This is a genomic window from Maritimimonas rapanae (genome assembly GCF_057837205.1).
In genome coordinates this window covers 548,273-566,425 of sequence record NZ_JBYQFI010000002.1, presented here as the reverse complement: position 1 = coordinate 566,425, position 18,153 = coordinate 548,273, and the positions used below count along the sequence as shown (strand labels likewise).

The following is an 18,153-nucleotide window of genomic DNA, read 5'->3' as shown; positions in this document are numbered from 1 at the left end:
ATTAAAGCAAGTATTAATATAAAACAATTATATGAGACAACTTAAAATTACAAAACAGGTTACCAACAGAGAAACCGCATCGCTAGACAAATATTTGCAAGAAATAGGTAAAGTAGATTTAATTACTGCTGATATGGAGGTTGAGTTAGCTCAACGTATCAAAGCTGGTGATCAAGTTGCTTTAGAAAGATTAACAAAAGCAAATTTAAGATTCGTGGTTTCTGTGGCTAAACAATATCAAAATCAGGGCTTAACATTGCCAGATTTGATAAACGAAGGTAACTTGGGTTTAATTAAAGCGGCAAAACGTTTTGATGAAACTCGTGGTTTTAAATTTATATCGTATGCTGTTTGGTGGATTCGTCAATCTATCTTACAAGCGTTAGCTGAGCAATCTCGTATTGTACGTTTACCTTTAAACAAAATTGGATCTATAAATAAGATCAATAAAACATTCGCTCGTTTAGAGCAAGAGAATGAAAGACCTCCTTCTGCAGAGGAAATTGCAAAGGAATTAGATATGACTGTGAACGATGTTAAAGAATCTATGAAGAATTCTGGTCGTCATGTCTCTATGGATGCTCCGTTAATAGAAGGTGAAGATTCTAATTTATATGACGTATTACGTTCTGGTGAATCTCCAAATCCTGATAAGAGCTTATTACATGAATCACTTAAAGTAGAAATTGAGCGTGCTTTAGAAACCTTAACGCCACGTGAGGCTGATGTAGTGTTATTATATTTCGGATTAGGTGATCAACACCCAATGACTTTAGAAGAGATTGGTGAAACATTTGATTTAACTCGAGAAAGAGTTCGTCAAATTAAGGAAAAGGCAATCAGACGATTAAAGCATACTTCAAGAAGTAAAATTTTACGAACATATTTAGGTTAACACCTAACGATTTTATACTTTTATCAACATGAGTAGTCAAGAACTATTCGTTTTTTGATTAATGAATGGAAAACTCTCGCTTTGCGAGAGTTTTCTTTTTGAGCCAAAGGCTCTTTGGTTTTAACTATATTTACCGAAACTTTATTAAAATAAGATTTTTAGTATGTCTCATTTAATTGCTCCTTCTATTTTAGCTGCAGATTTTGCCAACCTTCAGCGTGATGTCGAAATGGTCAATAACAGTGAAGCTGATTGGTTTCATATAGATGTAATGGACGGCGTTTTTGTGCCTAACATTTCTTTTGGAATGCCAGTAATTAAAGCTATTAAAAAGCATGCTAAAAAAACAATGGACGTGCATTTAATGATCGTAGAACCTGATCGTTATATATCTGATTTTAAAAAAGCGGGAGCTGATGTTCTTACGGTGCATCAAGAGGCATGTACTCACTTGCATAGAACAGTTCAGGCCATAAAAGCAGAAGGTATGCAAGCTGGTGTAGCTTTAAACCCACATACACCAATTGCAGTTTTAGAAGATATCATTAGAGATTTGGATTTAGTGTGTTTGATGAGTGTAAACCCTGGGTTTGGAGGCCAATCTTTTATTGAAAATACCTATAAAAAAATTATTCAATTACGAGATTTAATTGATAAATCTAGTTCTTCGGCTAAAATTGAAATTGATGGTGGTGTTAATGATAAAAATGCTGGTAAATTATTAGCTGCTGGAGCTGATGTTTTGGTTGCTGGTAGCTTTGTGTTTAAAAGTGAAAATCCCACCAAAACTATTGCTAGCTTAAAAAAAGTTATTTAAATTTTTATTCCTAATTCTCTTTCAACTTTTTTTAAATCAAATTCACTCCAATCTTTAATATGAGATTTTATACTTTCTTGTTTAAAGTCAAGGTAATTTTTTGTGCCAATTCCTAAAAAATAAACATTTAAATTTTTTGCGGTCTTTAAATCCCAAATGCCATCACCAATAGAAATAATATTTTCAAAATCATCTAGGCTATAGTGTTTTTTTGCCCTTTCTATCGCTTCTGAAACTATTCTCTCTCTTTCAAAAAAAGTATTTGAACCAACAACAAGTTCTTTTTTATATTTTATTCCAGATTGATTCAGTTTTATATAAGCAGGTTCTAAGAGTGAGCCTGTAGCAAAAGAAACTCCATAATTAGTTTCATTTACTATAGATTCCATCATTTTAGTTGCTCCGCTAATTTCTGATGTTTGCTTTAATTTAAGAATTTCTTCAGTCATTTTTCTTTCAAAATCTGCTATAAAAGAAAAGGTAAAGTTTTTATTAAGATTTTTTTTAAAATTTTCTTTTAGTATATAACTATCTGTATGATGCTTGTATTCTTTCCAATTTTGATTAATACTAATAATCCCGAAATACTTCATCGTATTTACATAAGCTAATTGATGTTGAAATTCACTTTTTGTCAAAGTATCGTCAATATCAAAAACTATAAGATTCTTTTTTTTCATTCGTTAACAATCTTAATATCTCTAATGTTTAGTTGCAACGAAGTTTTTCCATTCCATACATTTTCTTCTATGGTAAAAACACAATCGAAAGGTTGTTTTTCTTTTAATTTTTCACAATAATTTCCTAAGCTAAAACCTATAGCGTCAAAACTATAGCTACCGTCAGTAACTTTTAATTTTAAATGTGTTTCATCACCCCCTACTTTTCTGGCATAACCAGTATCGTATACATTTTTTACTAAAAATACTGGCTTCATGTTCTTAGGGCCAAACGGACCAAATTGTTTTAAGATTCGATAGAATTTAGGTGAAATCTTAGACAGTTCTATTTCTTGATCTATTTTGATTTCTGGAATTAACAACTCATCTGGAATTGTATCCTTTACAACCAGTTCAAATTTTTCCTTAAAAGCTTTATAATTTTCTGGTAAAAGCGTTAAACCTGCTGCATATTTATGTCCTCCAAACTGTTCTATATATTCTGAGCAAGCTTCCAAAGCATTGTAGACATCAAAACCAGAAACAGAACGTGCCGAAGCAGCTAGTGTATCTCCATTTTTAGTAAAAACTAATGTTGGTCGATAGTATATCTCTGTTAAGCGTGAAGCAACAATACCAATAACACCTTTATGCCATTGGGCATTATAAACAACAGTTGTGAAATTTTCTTCTTCATTATTATTCTCAATCTGCAATAGTGCTTCCTTAGTAATCTGTTTGTCTAGATCTCTGCGATTTGTGTTGTATATTTCAATAGCAGCAGCAAATTCTAACGCCAATTCCAAATTTTCTGAAGTCAACAATTCTACGGCATGATTGCCATGTTTCATTCTTCCAGCAGCATTAATTCTAGGAGCAATAATAAAAACAACGTCTGTTATTGTTAGTTCTTTCTTGTCTAACTGATTGATTATTGCTTTAATACCCAACCGAGGGTTTGAGTTAATTACTTCTAATCCATAGTAAGTTAAAATCCTATTTTCTCCGGTTATCGGAACAATATCTGCTGCTATCGCAGTAGCAACTAAATCTAAATATTCTAAAAGATCATATATTGTTTGTCCTTTTCGGGAAGCTAACGCCTGAATCAATTTAAACCCTACTCCGCAGCCACATAACTCATCATAAGGGTAACCACAATCATCATGCTTAGGGTCAAGAACAGCAACAGCTTTTGGTAATTCAACTCCAGGTCTGTGATGATCGCAGATGATAAAATCAATTCCTTTTTCTTTAGCATAATCAACCTTATCGATTGCTTTAATACCACAGTCTAATGCAATAATTAAAGTAAAATTGTTATCCTCTGCAAAATCGATTCCTTGATAAGATACCCCATAGCCTTCTTTATAACGATCAGGAATATAGGTAGCAACATTAGGATAATAAGATTTTAAAAATGATGACACTAAAGAAACGGCAGTAGTGCCATCTACGTCATAATCACCATATATAAGAATATTTTCTTCATTTTTTATAGCTTTTTCGATACGCTCAACAGCATTTTGCATGTCTTCCATTAAAAAAGGATCATGCAAGTTATCTAGTGATGGACGAAAAAAGGTTTTAGCATCATTAAAATTTTCAATACCTCGTTGAACTAATAATGAAGCTACATTTTCATCAATAGCTAATTCATTAGAAAGCTGGGTTACTTTTCCTTTTTCGGGTTTTTCTTTAAGAGTCCAACGCATATTATTTTATTAGACAGCTTCAAAGATAAACCATTCTTTCTCGAAAACATTAGCGATAAAATTGTACCTTTAATGGACACTAATCATTTTTTTATACGTTATGAAAAAAAAATCTATCTTTTTTTTAGTTGCGTTATTCTTCTCATCTGTTAGTTTACTTTTTTCACAGACTCTATCGGTAAAAGGTAAAGTAACAGACTTGAATGGAATCGCGTTGCCTGGAGTAAATATTCAGGTAAAAGGAACAAACACAGGAACCTCAACCGATTTTGACGGTAATTATCAGATTGAAACTTCACAAGGAGATGTACTTATTTTTTCTTTTTTAGGTTATAAAACTAAAGAGGTTCAGGTCACGGGTGCTACACTCAATGTTATTCTCGATGAAGATGCTCAAGCACTAGACGAAGTAGTAATAACTGCTTTTGGTATTGAAAAAGAAACAAAATCATTAGGATATTCGGTCCAGCAAGTAAATTCTGATGAGTTACAGGTTGCTGGTCAGACTAATGCATTAACTGCTTTACAGGGTCAGGTATCAGGATTATCAATTAACAGAGCTTCTGGTTCTGCCGGTGGAGGTGTTGATATATTAATACGTGGTGTTACCTCTGTAAACCCAGGTAGAAACAATCAGCCTCTTATTGTTATTGATGGTGTAGCCCTAAACAATGACACCTTTTCCGGAAATGTACTGCCAAGTAATGGTTCTAATTCACCTGGTAGTGCCGAACAATTTTCTTTTTCAAATCGAGCGATAGATATCAATCCTGATGATATAGAAAGTTATTCAGTGTTAAAAGGAGCTGCAGCCACCGCTCTCTATGGAATAAGAGCCTCGAATGGAGCAATAATTATTTCAACCAAAAAAGGCAAGTTAGGTGCTGCTAAAGTAAATGTCTCAACAGCTTATACTTTTAGAGAAGTAAAAACAACACCCGAACTACAATCAAAATGGCGCGAAGGGCGTGGTGGAGAAGCTCGCATAACACTTACACCAGAATCTGACACAGGATTTGAATTAATTAACGGCGCTGGTTTTAGCTTTTGGACTTTAGGCCCCGCTTATGCAGACGATAATGACCCAACAATTTTCTTTAGAGACTTTTATGATGAGTTTTTTAAGACAGGTTCAAACTTACAGACCAATATAAATGTAAGTGGAGCTACCGAGAAAATGAATTATTATTTATCAGCCTCTAATAGTCAAGATAAAGGGATTATTCCTAATACTGATTATGATAGAACAACTTTTAGAATACGGGCTGATTATAAAATCACTGATAACTTTAATATAGATGGTTCTGTTGCGTATACAGCGTCTGGAGGTAAAAGATCTAATAGTGGTGATAAATCAATTATGAGTGCCTTGAGTTTTTGGTCTCCGTCATTACCAGTAAACGATTATATAAATCCTGACGGAACACAACGGAATTTTATTTCAGGTATAGTAGATAACCCTAGATATTTTGCAGAAATAAGTAATTTATTAGATGATGTAGATAGATGGGTGGGTAATTTACAATTAAACTGGGCACCTAAAGAATGGTTAAACATTTCTTACAGAGCTCAAATAGATAATTATTCTGATCGAAGAAATAGATTTGTGGCTCCAGATCTAGATGTAGGTACCCAAGTAGGGGGGTTTATAGTTAATGAGAATATTCGTTTTACAGGATTAGAATCGAATTTATTGGTAACTCTTTCTAAAGATATTTCTGAAGATTTAACATCATCACTTACTTTAGGGCATCAAATAATAGATACCGAACGTTCATATGACAGAATACGGGGAGAAGGTTTAAATGTGCCTACAATTAATAGTCTTGGCAACACCACAAACCTATTTGCATTTAGCGAAATAGTTCAAGAGCGAAATATGGGTGTTTATGCCGATTTAAGATTTGAATACTTAGATAAACTCTTTTTATCAATTACGGGGCGTAATGACTGGGTTTCAACATTACCAAAGAAAAATCGTTCTTTTTTCTATCCTTCAGTCAGCTTATCTTATCTGTTTAATGACTTGATTGACCCCGACGATAATTTTTTATCATTTGCTAAATTTAGAACCAGTTGGGCTCAAGTTGGTAAAACACCCAATCCAGGAGATAATGGGCGCTTTTTCTCTCCTGATGGAAGTTTTCCATTTAATGGAATAGGTGGGTTTTTGCAAGATACCAGTGCAGGAGATACAGATATTGAACCAGAAAAAAATAACACTTTTGAAATTGGCTTAGACCTAAGGTTCTTAAAAAATAGAGTCCGTTTAGATTATACTTATTATAATACCAAAGTTAAAAACTTAATTTTTGGTATTGGTACTGCACCATCTACTTCATTATCTAGACTTACCACAAATGCTGGTGATCTAGAAGGGTTTGGTCATGAATTATTGATTAATGCAGATATTATTAGAAATGAAAACTTCAGCTGGTCTTCCACTTTAAATTGGTCTACTAGTGAGACAGAAGTAGTATCACTCCCAGAAGAGATCCCAGCAGTTATTTTTGCTAACGCAGGTTTTGCAGGCGTTCTATCTCAGGTAAAAGAGGGGGATAAATTAGGAACGTTATATGGCTGGACTTGGCGTTATGAAAATGGTCAACGTTATATTGGTGATGATGGAAGGCCAAGAGTCGATTTGTCAGAAAGAAAAGTGGTTGGTAATGCATTTCCAGATTGGGTAGGTTCAATTAACAACTCTATTAGCTATAAAAATTTCAATTTTCAATTTTTATTAGAGTATAAAAAAGGGGGGCAAGCCTATGATTCTGGGCAAAGAAATGGAATCAGAAACGGTATCTTACAAATTACAGAACTTCGTGACGCAGAAGTAGTTCTTGATGGAGTCATGGATGATGGAAATGGTGGATTTGTACCAAATACTATTCCTACCACTATAGACGAGGGTTATTATAGAAGTTCTACTAGGTATAATAGGGCTTCAGAAATATTGGTTCAAGATACTGACTGGGTGAAACTGAGAAATATTTCTTTATCATATAATATACCTCAAAGTTTACTCGGCAAAATAAAAATAGACAATGCTTCCCTAACTATAAGTGCAAACAATATTTTGATATGGACGCCTTTTAGAGGTTTTGATCCTGAAGGAAATCAATTTAGCGCTGGTAGTAATACGTATGGATTTACCGGATTAAATATTCCGCTGACTGAGAATTATACTGTAGGATTAAAATTAGGATTTTAAAATATTAGGCATGAAAAATTTAATTAAAATAATAGTAATAATCATTTTAGTTACCACTCCTTACAGCTGCAGTGATGACTACTTTGACGTAGACAGACCTACTAATGCTGCTGATTTAGATCAACTTGGATTCAAAGAGATTTTACCAACAGCAATATTTCATACCGTAAATGCTCAATATATTGCTTCAACTGCTATGTGTCTTTACAGTCAACAAATTGCTTCGTTTTTTGAAGAAGGCGTAGACTCTCACTTTGAAACCACTTTATCTGGCGCATGGAATGAGATATACCTTAGGGCTGTATCAAATTTAAAAGTAATCGAAAATAGAGCAACAGTCGAAAATGCATTGCATTATAGAGGAATTTCTCGTGTTTTAATTGCTGTAAATTTAGGTCTAGCAACAGATAGTTGGGGTGATATTCCATACTCAGAAGCCTTTCTGTCTGAAGAAAATTTAACACCTACTTTCGATTCACAAGAAAGTATTTATACCGTAATTCAAAGTTTGTTATCTGATGCAATCACAGACCTAGAAGCAATAGATTCATCTCCTGATCAACCAGGCAACGATGATTTATTATATGGTGGAGATTTAGAAAAATGGGCTAGAGCAGCTTATACACTAAAAGCTCGTTATGAACTACATCTAACTAAACGAAATGGTACGAGCGCAGCATCAGCGGCATTGGCAAATTTAGCTAATGGGTTTACTTCAAATAGTGATGATATGCAGTTAAATTATAATGAAAGAAATTTAAATCCTTGGCATACTAATGTGGTATTAGCTAGTAATACAGGTAATTTTTCATTCTTATTATCTGATCAGTTAGTTAGTTCTATGAATGGTAAAACATATCCATTCAATAACATAAATATTGATCCTAGATTACCTATTTATGCTGATAAAAACAGTGATCCAGATTATAGAGGTGGCGTTAATGGAAGTGGAGGTGTTGATGCAGATGGCGGTAGTGCCAACGCTCAGTTTGCAGATCAAGGATTTTACTCCTCTGCTGATTCACCAATTGTAATTATTTCTTATGCTGAAGCTTTGTTTATTAAGGCAGAAGCTGAATTTTTAGCAAACGGAGGTAATAGTACTAGTGCTGGTTCAACTAGCGCTGCTTATCAAGCTTATATTGATGGAGTTGATGCAAATATGAATAAACTAGGGGTAGATGGTGCATTAAAAAGTGCATATTTAAACGATGCTTCAATTGATATTGGTGAAGGAAGTTTGATGTTACATAATATTATGAGGGAAAAACTTATCACTCTATTTCTTAATTCAGAATCTTTTGTTGATTATCGTCGTTACGATTTTTCTCAAGATGTATTTAAAGACCTTGAATTACCTGCATTGGTCGATCCAGATAATAATGGATTATGGGTGAGAAGAGTACAATATCCATCTTCTGAAGAAATTACAAATAGTGAAAATGTAAATGCAGTAATGCAAACGATAACAACACCCGTTTGGTGGGATCAATAGATTTTATAATAACGTTATAAAAACTCGACATTTGTCGAGTTTTTATTTTTTATGAAAATAAATATTTACTGTTACATCAGAAAATTTTCTGAACATGGCCATTACACCACAATATTTATCAATTGAAAGATTGACAATTTTTTTTAGCTTTTTTTCATCAAGGTTATTTCCATAGAAGTGAAAATTCATAGCTACATTATGATAGTATTTAGGATGTTCTTCAGTTAATTCTGCTTCTATATCTATATTAAAATCAGATACCTCAACACGCATTTTTTTCAATAAAGAAGCAATGTCTAAACCCGAACACCCTGCTAGAGCAGATAACATCAAAGCTTTAGGTGTATAGACCTTATTATCAGAAGGACTTCCATCGTTTATCAATATTTTATTTCCTGTTGGATTTTCAGATTCTAGTAACATTCCGTTTTTCCAAACTGTATTTATTTTATTTGTCATTATTAAGTACGTTTATTAAAATTGTTAAATCCTCTTTAGTGTGATTAGACGTAATTACCACCCTATTCATACGTTTTTGATATGTCGGATATTTAAAGCTAGTGATTACAATGCCCTTTTCTAAAAGTTTTGTAAAAATAGCATCATTCTTAATATAAATTACCGGATAATTACTATTGAATTTATACATTTCTTTTTTTTCGAGATCATCTTCAATAGAAAGTAAATTCTCTTTAAGCTTAATCCTTTGATCCTGATATAATCTTGTTGATTCTAAGTATGTATTTAAATAAGCGGGGCTAGCTCCCGAAGAGGAAGTAAATGTTGATGACTTCTTCAGCTTTTCGATAAAGGCTTCATCAGACGCAATGACACCTCCTGCTAACCCTAAGGCTTTACCAAGTGATGATATCATAATCTTTCTATAAATATTCTTACTTTTTATGCCAGAAAAAATTCCGTTGCCCTTTTCCCCTAGTAATCCCAATGTATGAGATTCATCAACAACCAAGGTTACTTTTATCTCTTTAGGAATATCATCCAAAAAGTCAAAGCTTGTTGGAGTTACTTCTCCTGAAAGCATTGCATCTAATGTTATAACAATATTATTAATCTTACCGTCTACAATTTTAGCATTTAACTTTTTATTATTAAACAAAGGTTTACTGTTGTACCCTATTATTGCAGGGTGTGTTTTAGGATAATGAAAAAATGTATTCTCATTTTCTAATAATACTTCTAGAACAAGCTTTCCTGCTAAGGTACCTGAAGAAACAGACAGAGAAGATTCGGATTCTACAAAATCAGAAAAATAATTTTCAAACTCATCATAAATACTCAATTGGACATTTGCATTACGAGAACTTCCATAAAAAGATCCCCATTTTTGAATATTCTTGCATAAAATCGCTTGGAAGTTGCTATTCGTTGACATACCTAAATACGACGTGCCTCCGAAATACAAATAGCTTTTACCATTTATAGTAATTATCCTATCTGGAAATTTGTTAACGAACATATTTTAAATAAGTACGGCTCCAATACCTTTTCTATTGGTATAGTTGATAACTCCATCCTTAATGGTAACGCCACCTGCAATATCTTCAGACAATAAAATAGCACCATCCATATCAACATAATCTAACAATGGCAGTAAATGTGCTATTGCTGAAATACCAATTGAAGATTCGGTCATACAACCAACCATGGTTTTCATCCCTAAACTATTTGCTTTTTCGAGCATACGTTTACCTGGGGTCAACCCTCCACATTTTACCAATTTTACATTTACACCATGAAAATATTGGTGACACTTCTCAACATCCTCTTCTGTTTGGCAACTTTCATCAGCAATAATTGGTAAAACTGAATTCTGAAACACTTCTTTATGACCACTCCAATTATCCTCTTTAAGTGGCTGTTCTATAAATTCTACACCCAATTTTTTGAGCTCTACTGAGTTTTTAATTGTTTCCTCAACCGACCATCCACAATTTGCATCGACTCGAAATACCGCATTGGTATGCCTTCGTAATTCTTTGATGATTTCTAGATCGTTGGTCGTACCTAATTTAATTTTATAAATAGGCCAAGGTTTCTCTTTAAGCTTGGCAACCATTTTTTCAATGCTATCAATACCTATTGTATAATTTGTTTTTGGTTTGTTTTCTATTGATAAACCCCAGTATTCATATAATTTTTTACCTAATTTTTGAGTATACAAATCATTATATGCCAAGTCTAAAGCACATAAAGCAAACATAGTTTCCTTAAAATAAGGATACAATTTTTTCCAAAATTCTTCTGGCGACAGCGTGTTATTAGCTGTTATCTTTTCTGTAACCTCTAAAATAGCTTGCTTCATTTTATCAATGGTCATACCATAATACGGGTTGGAAGTTGCCTCACCAAAACCCGAAAAACTCCCATCTTTTAATTCTACAATCAATGTGGTTTGTACATCATGTGATTCACGAGAAATAGTAAAAGTATGCTTGAGTTTGAGATCAAATTCTTTAAGTAATATTTCCATAACAATCGCTCTAAATTAACTATGATTAAAAATACTAAAATTATATCTTTGAAATTCATTTAAACTTAAATTATGCCTTTAGTAACTCCTTTAGATCCGAACCATGATGTCGAAACCAAGAAACTAGCTGATTTTTACAATGAAACCTTAGGTTTTTGCCCGAATTCAGTATTGACCATGCAACGTAGGCCAGAAATTTCTAAAGCATTTATTAATCTAAATAAGGCCGTAATGGCAAATCATGGACGTGTTACTTCTGCATTAAAGCGAATGATTGCTTGGGTGAGTAGTAACGCTACTGGATGTCGTTATTGTCAGGCACATGCTATTCGCGCTGCAGAACGTTATGGAGCAGAACAAGAACAGTTAGATAATATCTGGGAATATAGAACGCATTCTGCCTTTAATGATGCAGAACGAGCTGCATTAGACTTTTCACTTGCAGCTTCTAGCGTACCAAATATGGTTAACGAAGATATTAAAACACGTTTACATAAACACTGGAGCGAAGGAGAAATAGTTGAAATGTTAGGCGTTATTGCTTTATTTGGTTACCTTAATCGTTGGAATGACTCAATGGGTACTTCTATAGAAGATGGAGCTGTAGAAAGCGGTGAACAATATTTAGGAAAACATGGTTGGAATAAAGGAAAACACATATAAACATCGAAGTAAATTCACATGAAAAAATTAGTACTCTTAGTAGCTCTTATACTTAATACAGTAGTATCAGCTCAAACAAAAGATCCTGTAATTGAAGGCATTATCAATGAAGCCAATAATAATTCTCAACTTGAGAAATTAGGACACGAATTAATGGATGTTATAGGTCCAAGATTAGTAGGTACACCGCAAATGAAGCAGGCAAATGATTGGGCGGTAACTAAATATAAATCTTGGGAAATCTCCGCAAAAAATGAAAAATGGGGAGAATGGCGTGGCTGGGAACGCGGCATTACACATATTGATATGGTATACCCAAGAATTCAAACCTTAAAAGGAACACAGTTAGCTTGGAACCCCAGTACTTCTGATAAAGGAGTTACTGCCGAATTAGTAGTACTCCCAACGGTGGAAAACCAAGCTCAATTTGAAAAATGGTTGCCTTCAGTAAAAGGAAAATTTGTTATGATTTCTATGAAACAACCTACAGGTAGACCCGATTATAACTGGGAGGAATTTGCTACAGAAGAATCTTTTGAAAAAATGAAAAAAGATCGTGAAGCCCAATCTGAAGCTTGGAGAGAAAATATGAAGAATACCGGATATAATGGGAGAACGATTATAAAGGTATTAGAAGATGCCGGAGCAGCTGGCATTGTTTCCTCAAGATGGTCTAAGGGTTTTGGTGTAAACAAGATATTTAGTTCAAGAACAAAAAAGATTCCAACTGTCGATTTAGAATTAGAAGATTATGGTATGTTATATAGAATGGTTGAATATGGAGACAATCCTAAAATCAAAATTGTGGCCAAATCTAAAGAACTAGGAAAAGTTCCAAATTTTAATACAATTGCAGAAATTAAAGGAACAGAAAAGCCAGACGAATACATTATTCTTTCAGCTCATTTTGATTCTTGGGACGGTGGTACTGGAGCAACAGATAATGGAACTGGAACTTTAGTAATGATGGAGGCTATGAGAATCTTAAAAAAAATATACCCAAACCCAAAACGCACTATTTTAGTTGGACATTGGGGAGGTGAAGAACAGGGGTTAAACGGATCAAGAGCTTTTGTAGAAGATCATCCAGAAATTGTAAAAGGTGTACAAGCATCATTTAATCAAGATAACGGAACAGGAAGAGTTGTAAGATTATCAGGTCAAGGATTTTTACATGCTTATGACTATCTAGGTCGTTGGCTAGAAGCCGTACCAAAAGAGATTACAAAACACATAGAAACTACTTTTCCAGGTGTTCCTGGAGGTGGAGGTTCTGATTATGCGTCGTTTGTTGCCGCTGGTGCTCCCGCATTTAGTTTAAGTTCTTTAAACTGGTCTTATTGGAATTATACATGGCATACAAATAGAGACACTTATGATAAAATTGTTTTTGATGATGTAAGAAATAATGCAATATTAACAGCTATTTTAACCTATATGGCCAGTGAAGACCCCGAGAAAACTTCAAGAGTTAAAAGTGTGTTACCTATAAATTCTAGGACAGGTAAACAAAGAACATGGCCAAAACAACGATCACCAAATCGTCTAGGCGGAATGGATTAAACATAAAACCTCGCAAATGCGAGGTTTTTTTATTTTATAAATATTGAATTATTCTATTTTGAAGTTTAGGAATAACTTCAACATCAAACCAAGGATTTTTAGTTAGCCAAAATCGATTTCTTGGAGAAGGGTGAGGAAGTACCATATATTTAGGCAAATACTCTTTATAGTTTTTAACGGTTTCTGTTAGTGTTTTTTTAGTTTTATCTTTTAAATAATAATTCTGTGCATACATACCAATAAGCATTATGAATTCTAAATTGGGCATATGGTCAAATAATTCTTGATGCCATTGCGGAGCACATTCTATTCTTGGTGGTAGATCGCCACTCTTCCCTTTGCCAGGATAACAAAACCCCATTGGTACAATGGCAAATTTTGTTACATCATAAAATTCGTCGTCAGTCACATCCATCCATTTACGTAACTGCCTTCCGCTAGCATCATCCCATGGAATTCCTGAAGCATGCACTTTAGTTCCTGGTGCCTGACCAATAATTACAACCTTAGCATCTTTGTGTGCTTTAACAACAGGTCGTGGCCCGAGTTCTAAATGCTCGGCACAAATGGTGCAGTTTTTTATGTCGCTTAGAAGTTTTTGCATTTATTTTTTACCTGCGGTAACAATTACAATTTCACCTTTAGGTGGCTTTTGTTCGAAATGAGCTAATACTTGTTTACTTGTTCCTCTTATAGTTTCTTCATATAATTTAGTTAGTTCACGAGATACTGAAATTTGTCTTTCTTCACCAAAATATTCAACAAATTGGGTTAAAGTTTTCACTAATTTGTGCGGGCTCTCATAAAAGATCATGGTTCGTGTTTCTTCAGAAAGTAATTTTAGTCGAGTTTGCCTGCCTTTTTTTACAGGCAAAAATCCCTCAAACACAAATTTATCATTTGGCAAACCACTATTTACTAAAGCCGGCACAAAAGCAGTTGCACCTGGTAAACATTCTACTTCAATATTATTCTCAACACACGCTCTAGTTAATAAGAAACCAGGATCTGAAATTGCAGGTGTCCCAGCATCCGAAATTAAAGCTATTGTCTCACCAGATTTTATCCGTTCTAATAACCTGTTCACCATTTTGTGCTCATTGTGCATATGGTGGCTTTGCATACGTGTTTCAATTTCAAAATGTTTGAGCAATTTTCCAGAGGTACGTGTGTCTTCAGCTAAAATAGCATCTACTTCTTTTAAGACCTTAATGGCACGAAAGGTCATGTCTTCTAAATTACCAATTGGTGTAGGAACTATATAGAGTTTACTCATTAAAACAAATATAGAAACTATCTTTTACAACAAGTCTTTAATCACTAAATTTGCGCATCCTAAAAAAGGAATAATGTATAGAACACATACTAATGGTGAATTGCGTATCGCAAATGTTGGTGAAAATGTAGCTTTATCTGGTTGGGTACAAAAAATACGTGATAAAGGGTTTATGGTCTGGATAGATCTACGTGATCGTTATGGGATTACACAATTGATTCTTGATGAAGAACGTACAAACAAATCATTATTTGAAAATGCAAAAGAATTAGGTCGAGAATTCGTGATTCAAGTGAAAGGTGAGGTTATTGAACGTCAATCGAAAAACCCTAATATTCCTACTGGTGAAGTAGAAATTCTGGTTTCTGAATTACATGTATTAAATAAATCTGTGACTCCTCCTTTTACAATTGAAGATGAGACTGATGGAGGCGAAGAATTACGTATGCAATATCGTTATTTAGATATTCGCCGTAATCCTGTTAAAGACAATTTAATATTTCGCCATAAAGTAACTCAAGAGGTTCGTAATTATCTCTCGAACCAAAGTTTCGTTGAGATTGAAACTCCTTATTTAATTAAATCTACACCAGAAGGCGCGCGTGATTTTGTTGTTCCTAGCAGAATGAATGAAGGGCAATTCTATGCCTTACCCCAGTCGCCTCAAACTTTTAAGCAATTGTTAATGGTTGGCGGTATGGATAAGTATTTCCAAATAGTGAAATGTTTTAGAGATGAAGATTTACGTGCTGATAGGCAGCCTGAATTCACACAGATAGATTGCGAAATGGCCTTTGTTGAGCAAGAAGACATCTTAAATGCTTTTGAAGGATTAACGCGTCATTTATTAAAGGAAATTAATAGTGTAGAAATTGGTGATTTTCCTAGAATGAGCTACGATGAAGCCATTAAAAAGTATGGTAATGATAAACCAGATATCCGTTTTGGGATGGAATTTGGCGAGCTTAACGAAGTAGCTCAACATAAAGACTTTAATGTATTTAATAATGCAGAACTAGTAGTTGGAATTGCAGTCCCTGGAGGGAATTCTTATACAAGAAAAGAAATCGACAAGTTAATAGATTGGATAAAGCGTCCACAAATTGGTGCTTTAGGCATGGTTTATTGCCGTTGTAACGAAGATGGTTCTTATAAATCATCGGTAGATAAATTTTATGACCAAAACGATCTTGCAAAATGGGCTAAGAAAACAGGTGCAAAAACTGGTGATCTAATTTGTGTACTTTCAGGTGAAGCTTTTAAGGTGCGTGCACAATTATCTTCTCTAAGAATGGAATTAGCAGAACGTTTAGGTTTACGTAAAGCAAATGAATTTGCTCCGTTATGGGTAGTAGATTTTCCATTATTAGAATGGGATGAAGAAACGAAACGTTATCATGCGATGCATCATCCTTTCACCTCTCCTAAACCTGAAGATATGCCATTATTAGATAGTGATCCTGGTAAAGTGAGGGCAAATGCGTATGATTTAGTATTGAATGGTAATGAAATAGGTGGTGGTTCTATTAGAATTCATGATAAAGCAACTCAGGCATTAATGTTCGATCATTTAGGTTTTACTCCAGAAGAAGCTAAAGCACAATTTGGCTTTTTAATGAATGCTTTTGAATATGGTGCACCTCCACATGGTGGTATCGCTTTTGGATTGGATAGATTGGTTGCTATCTTGGGTGGACAAGAAACTATTCGTGATTTTATTGCTTTCCCTAAAAATAATTCTGGGCGAGATGTTATGATAGATGCGCCATCTCCAATAGATGACGAACAATTAAGTGAGTTAAACTTAAAACTCAACTTAAAGTCATAAGTTTAAATCCTGCTTTTGTAGGATTTTTTTATATTTAATCTGTGCAAGAAAAATTAAAGTATTTTCTACATCTTTGGAATGGTAATATCCAAATTGTTCAGAATTCTAGTGACAGTTTTTACGGAAAAACACATGAAGATTTATTTCTTTTTTGTGTTGAAAAATACAATGAAAAATATTATTACTTTCCTTTAAAAAATATTATACTTTTAATACATGAAGACTTAGAGTTTTACAAAACTTCGTTAAAAGATTCTGACGAGTTCCTTAAGCACTTGCATCATTTTTATCATTTGGAAAAATATCCAAAGGCCCCTTCTAGTTCAAAATACATTTATACGCAACAAGACAATAATACACTTGATGTTGAAATTGATAGAAGGCTAGTCGTCAAAAACAAAAGGATTAGTAAAAAAAGAGTTTTTCAGGAAGAAATTGATCATTCAATTGTTCAAACTTTTCTTGCTGAAAGAGGTGGTCCATTTCTGGACCTGCACATGTTCATTTTTTATCAATCTAACTTATATAATAACAGTTTAAGAAAAATAAATCATTGGATACAAATTATTTCGGAATATGAAAATAACACTAATGCTAAAAGATCTCTTTTGTTTCTTAACAATCTATTTACTTTTTTCAAGGAATATAATGAAATAGAAGATATATATGAAAGGTTAAAATTATGGGTTAAGTACTTTGAAATAGATGAAAATTTTAAATACTTCGAAAAGTATTTTCAAAAAACAAATCTTTTCGATTTTGGAGAAGGACTAATATCTATTTTTAAAGAAAAACATTTAAAAGAGTTAGATAAGGACTATTTGGAAAGAAAGACTAAAACTATTGACGAAAAGAAATTTATTCAAAATAGAATAAAAGAGTTTAATGAAAAGTTACAAAAAAATAAAGGTATATATAATCGAGAGTTTGGAATAAATCATCGAAATATTTATTTGAATCTTGTAAAAGGAAATAGAGAAATTTATTACAATCTGATAGATTCCATTGATGCTGGAAAAACAGAAGGAATTAAAAGTCATATTGACCATTTAGAAAATTTAACTTCAAGAAATAAGCGAAAAGTATCATCAAAAATTATAAATGAAGAAAATAAAGTTCTTCTTCCTCTTGAGATTTTTAATAATACTAGAGGGTATTTAGAAAAAAACGCAAAGCAAGTAATCATTTGCTACAAGAATAACGCTTATGATGCATGTTTTGTCCTACTTAGAAAAATTACTGAAATTCTAATAATCGAATTATATGAAAAATTTGGACTTGAAGCGAAAATTGTGGATGTAAATGGAAACTATTTCATGTTAAGCCGATTAATTAGCTGCATTCAGAAAGAAGAAAAGTTTAAAAGTTTGGTTTCAAGAAATGTTAAAGAGGCTTTGCCTAAAATTAAAAGAAATGGTGATCTGAGTGCACATAATAGAAAGTATAATGCTCGAAAACAAGATATTGATCTGTTAAGAGATGATTTTAGGGTTGTTTTTGAGGAATTAATAATTACTATTTATTCTTAAATATTATA

At 33.3% G+C, this 18,153-nt stretch carries 15 protein-coding genes; 8 read left to right on the top strand and 7 right to left on the bottom strand.

The window, feature by feature from the left end; translation table 11 throughout:
* Positions 1–31 precede the first annotated feature (31 nt).
* Together AC3IF2_RS12620 and rpe are read left to right on the top strand one after the other, a co-directional pair.
* Positions 32–895, top strand: a complete 864-nt coding sequence (locus tag AC3IF2_RS12620; RefSeq protein WP_489167815.1) for a sigma-70 family RNA polymerase sigma factor — start codon at positions 32–34, stop codon at positions 893–895.
* A 163-nt stretch (positions 896–1,058) separates the two neighbouring features.
* Positions 1,059–1,712, top strand: coding sequence for a ribulose-phosphate 3-epimerase (gene rpe, locus AC3IF2_RS12615; protein ID WP_489167813.1), 654 nt, complete (start codon positions 1,059–1,061; stop codon positions 1,710–1,712).
* Here the strand turns inward: rpe and AC3IF2_RS12610 are convergent.
* Together AC3IF2_RS12610 and recJ are read right to left on the bottom strand one after the other, a co-directional pair.
* A complete protein-coding gene (locus AC3IF2_RS12610; protein ID WP_489167811.1) occupies positions 1,709–2,392 on the bottom strand; it encodes an HAD family hydrolase in 684 nt (227 codons plus the stop codon). The genes rpe and AC3IF2_RS12610 overlap by 4 nt on opposite strands.
* A complete protein-coding gene (recJ, locus tag AC3IF2_RS12605) occupies positions 2,389–4,086 on the bottom strand; it encodes a single-stranded-DNA-specific exonuclease RecJ (protein WP_489167809.1) in 1,698 nt (565 codons plus the stop codon). Before recJ ends, AC3IF2_RS12610 begins: the two co-directional genes overlap by 4 nt.
* Positions 4,087–4,186: 100 nt before the next feature.
* Between recJ and AC3IF2_RS12600 the strand changes: the two genes are divergently transcribed.
* Together AC3IF2_RS12600 and AC3IF2_RS12595 are read left to right on the top strand one after the other, a co-directional pair.
* Positions 4,187–7,300: a SusC/RagA family TonB-linked outer membrane protein gene (locus tag AC3IF2_RS12600; protein ID WP_489167807.1), complete on the top strand. Its 3,114-nt coding sequence runs from the start codon at positions 4,187–4,189 to the stop codon at positions 7,298–7,300.
* Between the two features lie 10 nt (positions 7,301–7,310).
* On the top strand, positions 7,311–8,795 hold the full coding sequence (locus AC3IF2_RS12595; protein ID WP_489167805.1) for a SusD/RagB family nutrient-binding outer membrane lipoprotein: 1,485 nt from the start codon (positions 7,311–7,313) through the stop codon (positions 8,793–8,795).
* 42 nt (positions 8,796–8,837) lie between these two features.
* Here the strand turns inward: AC3IF2_RS12595 and AC3IF2_RS12590 are convergent, their stop codons facing one another.
* From AC3IF2_RS12590 to AC3IF2_RS12580, 3 genes are read right to left on the bottom strand one after another with little or no spacing between them, the layout of a single operon-like run.
* Positions 8,838–9,254: an OsmC family protein gene (locus AC3IF2_RS12590; RefSeq protein WP_489167803.1), complete on the bottom strand. Its 417-nt coding sequence runs from the start codon at positions 9,252–9,254 to the stop codon at positions 8,838–8,840.
* Positions 9,244–10,272 (bottom strand): aminotransferase class I/II-fold pyridoxal phosphate-dependent enzyme, encoded by a 1,029-nt coding sequence (locus tag AC3IF2_RS12585; protein ID WP_489167802.1) that lies wholly within the window; start codon positions 10,270–10,272, stop codon positions 9,244–9,246. The genes AC3IF2_RS12590 and AC3IF2_RS12585 overlap by 11 nt, the downstream gene beginning before the upstream one ends.
* Before the next feature lie 3 nt (positions 10,273–10,275).
* The gene (locus AC3IF2_RS12580) at positions 10,276–11,286 is read right to left on the bottom strand and encodes a dipeptide epimerase (RefSeq protein WP_489167801.1); all 1,011 of its coding nucleotides are present in this window, start codon (positions 11,284–11,286) and stop codon (positions 10,276–10,278) included.
* Between the two features lie 72 nt (positions 11,287–11,358).
* Here AC3IF2_RS12580 and AC3IF2_RS12575 point away from each other — a divergent pair, with 72 nt between their 5' ends.
* Both AC3IF2_RS12575 and AC3IF2_RS12570 read left to right on the top strand, forming a co-directional pair.
* Positions 11,359–11,949, top strand: a complete 591-nt coding sequence (locus AC3IF2_RS12575) for a carboxymuconolactone decarboxylase family protein (RefSeq protein ID WP_489167799.1) — start codon at positions 11,359–11,361, stop codon at positions 11,947–11,949.
* Between the two features lie 18 nt (positions 11,950–11,967).
* Positions 11,968–13,512 (top strand): M20/M25/M40 family metallo-hydrolase, encoded by a 1,545-nt coding sequence (locus AC3IF2_RS12570; protein ID WP_489167797.1) that lies wholly within the window; start codon positions 11,968–11,970, stop codon positions 13,510–13,512.
* Positions 13,513–13,546: 34 nt separating this feature from the next.
* Here AC3IF2_RS12570 and AC3IF2_RS12565 read toward each other — a convergent pair whose 3' ends face one another.
* Positions 13,547–14,116: a uracil-DNA glycosylase family protein gene (locus AC3IF2_RS12565; RefSeq protein ID WP_489167795.1), complete on the bottom strand. Its 570-nt coding sequence runs from the start codon at positions 14,114–14,116 to the stop codon at positions 13,547–13,549.
* Positions 14,117–14,788, bottom strand: coding sequence for a 16S rRNA (cytidine(1402)-2'-O)-methyltransferase (rsmI, locus tag AC3IF2_RS12560; protein WP_489167794.1), 672 nt, complete (start codon positions 14,786–14,788; stop codon positions 14,117–14,119).
* A 73-nt stretch (positions 14,789–14,861) separates the two neighbouring features.
* Between rsmI and aspS the strand changes: the two genes are divergently transcribed.
* On the top strand, positions 14,862–16,616 hold the full coding sequence (gene aspS, locus AC3IF2_RS12555) for an aspartate--tRNA ligase (RefSeq protein WP_489167792.1): 1,755 nt from the start codon (positions 14,862–14,864) through the stop codon (positions 16,614–16,616).
* Between the two features lie 41 nt (positions 16,617–16,657).
* Complete coding sequence (locus AC3IF2_RS12550; protein WP_489167791.1) at positions 16,658–18,145, top strand: hypothetical protein; 1,488 nt, start codon at positions 16,658–16,660, stop codon at positions 18,143–18,145.
* Positions 18,146–18,153 lie beyond the last annotated feature (8 nt).

Excerpts from the sequence above, each read along its gene's own strand:
- AC3IF2_RS12570 (WP_489167797.1), top strand. The coding sequence starts at position 11,968 with ATGAAAAAATTAGTACTCTTAGTAGCTCTTATACTTAATACAGTAGTA.
- AC3IF2_RS12610 (WP_489167811.1), bottom strand. The coding sequence starts at position 2,392 with ATGAAAAAAAAGAATCTTATAGTTTTTGATATTGACGATACTTTGACA.
- recJ (WP_489167809.1), bottom strand. The coding sequence starts at position 4,086 with ATGCGTTGGACTCTTAAAGAAAAACCCGAAAAAGGAAAAGTAACCCAG.
- AC3IF2_RS12565 (WP_489167795.1), bottom strand. The coding sequence starts at position 14,116 with ATGCAAAAACTTCTAAGCGACATAAAAAACTGCACCATTTGTGCCGAG.
- AC3IF2_RS12620 (WP_489167815.1), top strand. The coding sequence starts at position 32 with ATGAGACAACTTAAAATTACAAAACAGGTTACCAACAGAGAAACCGCA.
- aspS (WP_489167792.1), top strand. The coding sequence starts at position 14,862 with ATGTATAGAACACATACTAATGGTGAATTGCGTATCGCAAATGTTGGT.
- AC3IF2_RS12575 (WP_489167799.1), top strand. The coding sequence starts at position 11,359 with ATGCCTTTAGTAACTCCTTTAGATCCGAACCATGATGTCGAAACCAAG.
- AC3IF2_RS12580 (WP_489167801.1), bottom strand. The coding sequence starts at position 11,286 with ATGGAAATATTACTTAAAGAATTTGATCTCAAACTCAAGCATACTTTT.
- AC3IF2_RS12585 (WP_489167802.1), bottom strand. The coding sequence starts at position 10,272 with ATGTTCGTTAACAAATTTCCAGATAGGATAATTACTATAAATGGTAAA.
- AC3IF2_RS12595 (WP_489167805.1), top strand. The coding sequence starts at position 7,311 with ATGAAAAATTTAATTAAAATAATAGTAATAATCATTTTAGTTACCACT.
- AC3IF2_RS12590 (WP_489167803.1), bottom strand. The coding sequence starts at position 9,254 with ATGACAAATAAAATAAATACAGTTTGGAAAAACGGAATGTTACTAGAA.
- AC3IF2_RS12600 (WP_489167807.1), top strand. The coding sequence starts at position 4,187 with ATGAAAAAAAAATCTATCTTTTTTTTAGTTGCGTTATTCTTCTCATCT.
- rsmI (WP_489167794.1), bottom strand. The coding sequence starts at position 14,788 with ATGAGTAAACTCTATATAGTTCCTACACCAATTGGTAATTTAGAAGAC.
- rpe (WP_489167813.1), top strand. The coding sequence starts at position 1,059 with ATGTCTCATTTAATTGCTCCTTCTATTTTAGCTGCAGATTTTGCCAAC.